Source organism: Actinosynnema sp. (assembly GCF_052038725.1).
Genome location: NZ_JBQGCX010000449.1, coordinates 1 through 6,932, shown reverse-complemented (window position 1 = coordinate 6,932; position 6,932 = coordinate 1). Strand labels below are relative to the sequence as shown.

Sequence of the window (6,932 nt, the reverse complement as noted above, 5' to 3'; positions counted from 1 at the left end):
CCCACGTTCAGCGAGGTGTTCGAGACCGTCGGGCCCGCGGCGTTCTTGTGCCCGGTGGCCCGGTTGTACTTCACGCCCGCCTGCGGGATCGGCGTGATCGTGAGGCCGCCGTCCTTCGTCGGGGCGCTGATCCGGCCCTCGACGCCCACGTTCCACCCCTTCGAGGTGGAGCTGGAGCTGTCCAGCTTCGGCGCGACCGCCGCCGAGGCCCGCACGTTGCGGTTGTCGATCTGGCCCAGGTGCACCGGGTTGCCGACCGGCACGGCCCGCACGGTGATGTTGGTGTAGGTCCGCGTGGTCGCGGTCTCGCTCTTGAGCTGGGCGGTCACGCCCGCGCCGAGCAGGCCGTCCATGCTGGACTTGAGCGCGGTCGGCGACAGCTTCTCCAGCTCGCGCTGGTTCGCCAGCTGGAGCGAGGTCGCGTGCGAGCGGTCCCGCCAGCCGCTGAACGGGTTCCGCGACCTGGTGGGCGCGGTCGGCGGCGTGCTGCCCCACTCAGGCAGCAGGTCCTTGGTGCCGGGGTTGGCCTTGAGCATCGCCTCGACGTCGCCGAGCACCTTGCCCGCCGCCGGGAACGAGCCGACCTTCGCGTTGCCCGCCGCCAGCGCGGACGCCAGGTACGGCGGCGCGTGGCGGGTGCCCGCCGTGCCCTCCTTGATCCGGCCGGGGGTGCCGTCGGGCACCGGGAAGTTCGGCGTGCCGCCGTCCGGGTTCTGCGCCGTCGCCTCGGCGAGGCCGATGCGCTGGTAGGTGGTGACGGGGACGGTGACGGCGCCCTTGGGGCCGCGCACCTCCACGTCCGCCGTGATCTTGTAGACGCCGACGTCGCCCTTGAGCTGCACACCGGTGCGGTTGGTGGTGCTCAGGCCCGCCGAGCCGCCCTCGGCGGTGCTCGCCGAGTAGCCGCCGACCAAGCCGACCTGGCCCGCGAGGACGCCCGGCTGGCCGATCACGCCGCCGAGGCCCGCGCTCACGCCGAAGCCGGACGGGACCGACGCCGAGGTGCCGCTGGCGCGGCCGGTGACCTCGTGCAGCCGCATCTCGGCGGTGTCGAGCGTGCCGACCAGCTCGGCGCGGGTGATCGTGGCGCGCATCTGCACCGCGCCGGTCTTCTTGCCGTGCGCGCTGGCCAGGTCGGGGGAGGAGACCCAGCCGTTGAGCATCGGGCCGAGGTTGCGGCGGATGTTCGTGCCGCTGAGGAAGTCCTGGAGCCCGGCGCGGCCGGGGGCGCCGAGCGCGGTGACCGACGGGTGCAGCAGGAGCTGGGCGTCCGCGAACGCCTTGGCCGGGTCGTGCACCGAGACGGCCTCGGGCACCGGGTTGTCCAGGTTCGCGCCCACCGCGGGGTCGGTGATCGGGGCGCCCAGGGTGACCTGGCCGTCGGCGCGGAGCCTGGCGCCGGACTCGCCGATCTTGGTGAGGGTGTCGGGGATCTGGAGGTCGACGCTGCCGGTGACGGTCTGCGGTCCGGGCACGGCCGGGGTCGCGCCCGGCGTCGTGCTCGCGGGCGCGGCGGGGCCGTTCGGGAAGCGGCCGGAGACGTCGGTGGTGTTGACCGTGAAGGTCACCGGCACGGTCGCCGACGCCGAGCTCTCCGCCGAGCGGATGATGCGCTGGTCGACCGTGGTGGTGGAGGACTGCTGGCCCACCACCGGCGTGGCGATCTTGGCCTTGGCGCCCGCCGAGACGTACGGACCCGCGAGCTGGCTGTAGGCGCCGGACAGGCCGATCTCGTTGGCGGTGGTGATCGCCTGGCCCTCCGAGGTGGAGGTGCCGCTCTGCACGGCGGTGTCCACCTTGGTCGTGCCGGGCGCCGGGGTGGTGGTGATGCTCCCGGTGGCGGGCAGGTCGAGCTGCGCCTTGATGTTGATCTCGCGCCACTTGCCGTCGATCTTGACCTGGAAGTTCCGGCCGTCGCCGAGGAAGGTCTCGAACTCGGTGGTGAGGGCGTGCTGGATCCGCGCCGCGTCGGCGGCGGGCAGGTTCGGCACGGCGGCGGTGACCTGCGCGGCCCCGTGCACGTCGCGCACCGCGATGGTGCCGAGCGCCGAGCTGTCCCGGACGAACTCGGGCAGCAGGGCGGTGTCGAGGTCCCTGGTCGTGGGGGTGGTGTCGGTGGTGGCGCCGTCGGTGGTCGTGTCCGCCGGCGGCACGTCGGTGCGCGCGTCGCCGTCGACGGTGCTGTCGACCGCGCCGTCCACGGCGCCGTCCACGCCCGTGGTCCCGGTCTCGGGCACAGCGGTGCCGCTGACCGGAGCTCCGGGCGGGTTCGTCGAGGTCGACGGTGCCGCGTCCGCGCCGGGCCGCCCACCGGTCGAGGGCAGGTCGGACATCGGGAGGCTGTCCGCGGCCGGCGTGCTGGAGAAGAGCCCGCGCACCTGCTTGAAGATCCGCCGTCCCGACGGCGCGTTGGGCGCGACCGGCTCCGGGTTGGACCGCGACCGCGGCGCGCTGCTCTCCGGCTCCGGCTCGGGCCGGGTCCGCTGCGCCTCGGGCTCCGGCTCGGGCCGGGTGCGCGGGGCGTTCCGCGCGTCCTGCGCCGCGTGCGCGGCCTGCTGCTGGGCCTTGGCCTGGTCCGAGTGCGGGGAGTACTTGCCGTTGACCACGTCCAGTTCGAGCGTGCCGCGCGGCGGCGCCAGGGCGCCGGGAGCGGCCTTCTTCGCCGCCGGGTCCAGGTACGGGGCCGCCGGGGTGAACGGCGAGTGCGTGGTCGTGCCGCCGGGGTGGTGCAGGACGATGTCGGCGTTGAGCTTCGTGGCCAGCACCCGCAGCGCGAACTCGTCGGCCTTCGCCTGGACCGGGTCCTGCTCCAGCCGCAGCGACCCGACGTCCGGCAGCTGCGTGGACGGCGGCGAGTCGACGTCCATGGCGTCGTCGCGCATCTCCACGTCGACGTCGTCGGGCGTGATGGTGGCGATGGGCTTCCAGCCGTGCTCGCCGTCCGGCTCGAAGACCGTCCCGGAGATGATCTTGCCGTTCCCGTCGTAGACCGGGTTCTCGACGAGGTTCCCGTTCTCCAGGAACGCGCCCTGCTCGGGGTTCGGGTGGTCGACGTCCTTCCAGACGTCGACGTCCTTCGGCGCCCCGCTGAAGTCGTTCGGCAGCAGGTCCAGCTTCACGTCCTGGTTGAAGTCCGCGAACAGCTTCCCACCGGGCTGCACGAGCGCCTTCACCAGCGCGCTGTTCTGGTTCACGGCCAGCTGGTTCTCGTGCAGGAAGTTCGAGAACGCGGTGGACAGCTGGGCGCTCTGCTCGTCCTGGAACTTCTTGCTCGCGCCCGACGCGGTGTGCGGCTTCGGGTCGAGCCCGTAGCCCAGGACCTCGTGGCGCAGCTGCGCGGAGCTCGTGCCCTTCCAGAGGTCGGGCTTGCCCGCGAGCTCCCAGCGGGCCGCGTCGTACAGGCCGTCGCGCGCGGGCGCGTTGGTGTTGCCCGCGATGTCCGTGCCGCGCTCGTCGCCCCGGATGCCGGACGGCGTGGCGGGCAGCGAGCTGATCTCCTGGGCCAGGCCGAAGAACCGCTTGGTGGCGGCCTCGGGGCTGGACATGGCGGTGTGCGCGCCCGCGGCGGCCTTCTCCGGCGACGCGGTGGGGTCGTCCTTGTAGTTGCTCTGGACGCCCGCCCACTGGCCCTGGCCCTCGCGGCCGGGCAGCTCCGCGGAGATGGCCTTGTTGAGCGGGTTGTCCGACAAGGCGCCGACCTGGCGCTCACCGCCGGGGACCCGCTCGTCCTTGGCGTTGAAGCTGTCCGCCTCGGGCTCCCATCCCGGCTGGTCGCGGTTGCCGGGGACCCCGCTGCCCTCCCGGACGCCCAGCGGGTCGCGCTCGCCGGGCTTGTGGCCGTCGTAGCCGCTGCGGTACTTCGCGAGCGAGGCGCCCGCCTTCGCGCCGCGGTCGTTCATCTTCTTGCCCTCGGCGTCGACCCTGCCGTCGCTGCCGAAGAACTGGCTGGCGACGCTGGTCAGGTCCATGTGGCTCTGCGGGAGACCGCTGCTGGACGCCCAGCCCAGCGCGATGCGGGACAGGTCGGTGCCCGCCGCGCCCTCGACGAAGTCCACCTGGAAGGGGATGCCCCGCTCGGGGTGCTGGAAGTTCTGCGCCTGGACCTGGAGCTGGGACTCCCGCTCGTGCAGGTGGTTCTCCAGCATCTCCACCAGGGGCTTGAGCTGCTGGGCCTGCGGCGAGTCGGGACCCGCGACCCTGGTCCAGGCGTCCAGCTTCTTCCGCAGGTCCTGCAGCTGCTGGTAGCGCGCCTTGTGCTCGGCGGGCAGCGCGTCGATCAGCTCGCGCGCGAACTGGTCGTTCAACCGCTGGCTGAGCCCGGCGAACACGCCCATGCCCGCGCCGAACCGCACGTCCGTGTTCGACAGCGGCACCGACGCGTCGAGGAACAGGTTCGGCTCGGGGCTGTAGGGCAGCATGGGCGCCACGCCGGTCTGCCGGACGCGGGTCTCCATGTCCTGGTTGATCTGCTGCTCGAACCTCTGCGCGAAGTCCGGCTTGCGGATCTCGGCCTGGGCCAGCTGCAGCTTCTTGAGCGTGTTGAGGTTGTCCTGGGCCTGGTCGACCCTGGCCTCGGAATCGGCCTTGACCTTCTTCTGGGCGGCCGTGAGGTTCGTCTTCGGGAGCTTGGCGACCTCCGCCTTGTGGGCCTCCTTGGCCGCGTCCAGGTTCGAGTTGAGGACGTTGACCGAGTGCGAGGGCAGCTTGCCCATTCCCTCGTCGATCCGGGCCTGGACGTCGGCGACCAGCTGGGCCTTGTTGTCCACCCGGTAGCCGCCGCTGATCATCATCGGGCGGGCCGGGTCGAGGCCCGGCGCGACCGCCATGCTGTCCGAGACGTGGTTGAACACGTGCTTGCCGCCGGGGACCGTGCGGGTGCCCGTGTCGAAGTCCTGGATCGACAGGTACGGGTGGGTGCCCTTGTCGCCCAGCGAGCCCAGCGCGCCGACCGCGAACTGGTTGGCCGTGCTGACCATCGTCTCGTTGCGGACGGTGCCGAACGGGAACGAGGAGTCCTTCCACGGCGGCAGCTGCACGAGCGCGACCGGGGGCGGGTTGCCGTTGAACCGGGGGTCCGCCTTCAGCGCCGCCATGGCGGCGTCGATCTTCGCGGCCATGTCCGCCTCGAGCGCCCGCACGGCCTCCGGGTCGGGGGCCCGCTTGCCCTCGGGCGGCGCGGGCGACTTGGCGTTGACGCCGACGACGAAGACGACCTTCGGGTCGCCGGGCCGGTCCAGTCGCCCGCTCGGGCTGCCGGGGTCCGCGAGGATCGACTCGACGACGTCCGCCAGCGACTTGCCGGGCGTGTTCAGGTCGTTGACGTTGACCATCGAGTTGACGACGAACGACGGCGGCTTGCCGACGCTCTCCTTGAGCGTCTTGGTGTGGTCGTAGCCGGGGCCGTCGTGCGGGACCGCGACCTGGTTCGACCGGTCGCCCGCCAGGTCCAGGAAGGCGTCGGTGGCCTTGACCTTCGGGCCGAGGTCGTTCGCCGAGATCCGGGGCCGCACGTTCGGCTGCGACAGGAAGCCGTCCGGGACCTTCGGCGCGGCGCCCCTGCCCCGGCCCGCGCCGGTGGAGGGCCCCGCGACCGGGGCGCCGCCGGTGCGCGCGCGCTTCTTCCTCTCCGGCTGCGCGGTGTCAGCCGAGTGGTCGCGCTTCGGCGGCATCTCCCGCGTCGGCCCGTCGTGGTTCGGGTCGACGGCGCGGCCGTCCGTGGCCCTCCCGTCCGGGGTGAACTGGGTGTTCGGGCTCGGCGGGGTCGGGCTGCCGTCCAGCGGGGCCGGGTTCGGCATCGAGGTCTGGCTGAGCGCGGTGCTCTCGACCGTCCACAGGTGGCGCGGCAGCAGGCGGGCGTCCGGGCCCTTCAGGCCGCCGCCCATCATGCCCTTGTCGCCCACGTGGACGCCGGAGTTGCTGTCCTTCTCCAGCAGCACGCGCGCGCCGCTGCCGGTGTCCTTGCCCTCGTCGGGGACGCCCAGGTAGTGCAGGACCTCGTGGGCCAGCACGTTCGGGTCCGCGTTCGGGGACCAGGTGGTCTGGGTGCTCCGCGAGACCGGCTTGCCGTCGGGGCCGACCGGGTCCGCGTTGACCTTGACGTTCTGGTGCGGGCTGGTCGAGTCGAAGTCGACCCGCACGTGGAACTGGTCGCCGCTGGGCAGGCGGTTGCCCTGGTTCAGCAGCGCGTTGACGCCCTTCTCGGCGTTCGCCCGCAGGTCGGCGATCTGCTGCGCGGAGACGCCGGGGCCGGGCTGCAGGTTCAGCTTGACCGTGTACTCCTGGACGAACTTGCCAGGGGCCACCTCGAAGCGGCGCAGGTCGTACTTGATCAAACCGTCGATCTTGTCGACCCGCGACGGGGTGCTGGTGTTCTGCACGTCCGCGACCGTCTGGTCGACGGTGCGCACGTGGGCGTTGTCGCGGTTGGCGTTCCACGTCGACGGGTCGACCGGGCCCGCCTTGTCGAACCAGGGGGCCGAGTCCTTGGAGTAGTGCTTCCAGTTCAGGTCCGAGAGCACGTCGGTCTTGCCCGACAGGTCGGGGCCCTGCGCCTCGGGCTTGATCCAGTTGTTCAGGTTCAGCGGCGCGGCGGGGGGGGGGGTCGGCGGCAGCGGGGGCGGCGGCCAGCAGGGCCAGGATACTGAGAGCGGTGCGCATGAAGGTCCCGAAATGAACGATTTGTTGTTGGAGTGAAATCGCAAAACGATACCAGACTCGCCGCCCTGTGGCGAGGCGCGAAAGTTTGGAAGTTGCCGGCTTGTACCGACTTTCATTCGGGCAGGCTAGACGGTGGCGAAAAGCGGTGCCGATGCCCGCTGGCGCGACAGCCGCTGCAGGTAAGCGGTCAGCAGCACGGCCGCCACCGTCAGGCCCAGCACGAGGCCGATCCAGAAGCCCGTTGCCGACATCGGCTCGCCCGGCGCGAACGGCAG

The 6,932-nt window shown here is 72.2% G+C and carries 1 protein-coding gene; it reads right to left on the bottom strand.

Features of this window, described 5'->3' with window-relative positions; translation table 11 throughout:
* A partial coding sequence (locus ACTUAL_RS09110) for a hypothetical protein (RefSeq protein WP_440899942.1) occupies positions 1-6,518 on the bottom strand: 6,518 nt, incomplete at its 3' end.
* Positions 6,519-6,932: the final 414 nt, after the last annotated feature.